Origin of the sequence: Trebonia sp. (genome assembly GCF_049794275.1) — a bacterium.
Taxonomy (GTDB): Bacteria; Actinomycetota; Actinomycetes; order Streptosporangiales; family Streptosporangiaceae; genus Trebonia.
Window position 1 is genome coordinate 1 of the sequence record NZ_JBARCR010000633.1, and the last position, 1,933, is coordinate 1,933.

A 1,933-nucleotide genomic window follows, 5' to 3' on the forward strand; every position below is an offset into this window, starting at 1 on the left:
GTCGAGGCCGCGGCGAACGCGGTGCGGGACGCGACGATCGCCGTCAGCAGGCAGATCAGCGAGCGCGGAGCCAGGTACCTGATGGAGTCAGCCGGGGACGTTCCGCTCAAGATTCACACCCACTGCAACACGGGAACCCTTGCCTGCCTGGGGTGGGGCACAGCGCTCGGCGTCATCCGCGCACTGCACGGCCAAAGGGCGCTCGCGCACGTGATCGTGGACGAGACCCGCCCGCTGCTGCAGGGCGCCCGGCTGACGTGCTGGGAGCTCGGGCAGCTCGGCATCGAGCACTACCTCGCCTGCGACGGCGCGGCGCCGTTCATGATCAGCCAGGGGATGGCCGACGCCGTCGTGGTAGGCGCCGACCGGGTCGCGGCCAACGGCGACGTGGCCAACAAGATCGGCACGTACTCGCTCGCGCTCGCCGCGCGCCAGGCCGGCATCCCGTTCGTGGTCGCGATTCCCGAGTCGACGTTCGACGACGCGACCGAGCGCGGCGACCTGATCCCGCTGGAGCAGCGGCCGGCCGACGAGATCACCCACGTCCTCGGCGTCCCGGCCGCGCCGGCCGGCACCCGCGCGCTCAACTACGCCTTCGACGTGACCCCGGCGGAGCTGGTCACCGTGATCGTGACCGAGAGCCGGCTGATCTTCCCCGGAGAACCCCGCGGTTAAGTCGGTTGACGCAAGCGCCGGGACGGGTACCCGTCCTACCGTGTGGTGCCGTGAGCATGCTGGCCGAACAGGGGGTTCTGACAGCGATGACAGACACGATGATGGCGCTCAGGGCGCACGCGCGCGGCGGCCCGGAGCAGCTGGTCTACGAGGCCGCCCCGGTCCCCGTGCCAGGCCCGGGAGAGGCCCTCGTCGCGGTGCACGCGGCGGCGATCACCTTCGCCGAGCTGAGCTGGGATGAGTCGTGGACCACCCGCGACGGGCGGGACCGCACGCCGGTCATCCCGTCCCATGAAGTGTCGGGGACGGTCGCCGCGCTCGGCCCCGGCGCCGATGGCGTGACGGTCGGCGAGGAGGTGTACGGCCTGATCGACTTCGACCGTGACGGGGCGGCGGCCGAGTACGTGACGCTGCCCGCCGCGCACCTGGCGGCCAGGCCGCGGTCGGTCTCTGACGAGGAGGCGGCTAGCTTGCCGCTGGCCGCCCTGACCGCGTGGCAGGCGCTCGTCGACCATGCGGCACTCGAACCGGGGGAGCGGGTTCTGGTGCAGGGCGGCGCCGGCGGCGTGGGCAGCTACGCCGTGCAGCTCGCCGCCATCCTCGGCGGCACCGTCGCCGCGACGGGCCATGCCGGGCAGCGAGACTTCGTCCTCGGCCTTGGAGCCACGATGTTCCTGGCGCCGGGCGCTGGCAACACGGCCGGGTACAAGGCGGTCGCACCGGGCGGCTTCGACGTGGTCCTCGACACGATCGGCGGCGCTGTTCTCGATGCCTCCTACGAGCTGACGCGCCGGGGCGGCCGGCTGGTGACGCTCAGCGCCCCGCCGTCGGCGGACAAAGCGGCGGCGCTGGGCGTGCACGCCATGTTCTTCGTCGTTGCCCCGGACGCCGCGGAGCTGGCGACGCTCGCCGGGCTGGTCGACGAGAGCAGGCTGCGCCCGGTGGTCAGCCAGGTCTTCCCGCTGCGCGACGGCAGGCAGGCCTTCGAGTCCGCGACCAGGCCGCATCCCCCGGGCAAAACGGTCCTGCTGGTCCCCTGATGCCTGGCACTTAGGGCGAGAACGGTACGTTCTGCGTCCGGTTTGTCCTGATTCTCAGGTGCTTTTCTCGCCCTAAGTGGTGCCGCCGCGCGATAACAGCAAGAAGCGGCCACAGCCGCTCGTCCGCTAACCCGTTACGGTTTGCGGCCGACGCCGCCCATGCCGGGTACCTCGCCGGCGTCGGGGAACAGGGTGGCGTCCGGCCGCCACTTGTTCAG

Annotated in this window: 2 protein-coding genes; both read left to right on the forward strand. The window is 71.9% G+C overall.

Annotated elements, in window-relative coordinates:
- Positions 1–675, forward strand: a 675-nt coding sequence (locus WA805_RS16990; protein WP_425242821.1) for an S-methyl-5-thioribose-1-phosphate isomerase, incomplete at its 5' end; no start/stop codon positions are given.
- A gap of 86 nt (positions 676–761) precedes the next feature.
- A complete protein-coding gene (locus WA805_RS16995; RefSeq protein ID WP_425242822.1) occupies positions 762–1,715 on the forward strand; it encodes an NADP-dependent oxidoreductase in 954 nt (317 codons plus the stop codon).
- Positions 1,716–1,933: the final 218 nt, after the last annotated feature.

Bases quoted from the DNA above. Each gene is read 5' to 3' on its own strand.
- WA805_RS16995 (WP_425242822.1), top strand. From the start codon at position 762: ATGACAGACACGATGATGGCGCTCAGGGCGCACGCGCGCGGCGGCCCG.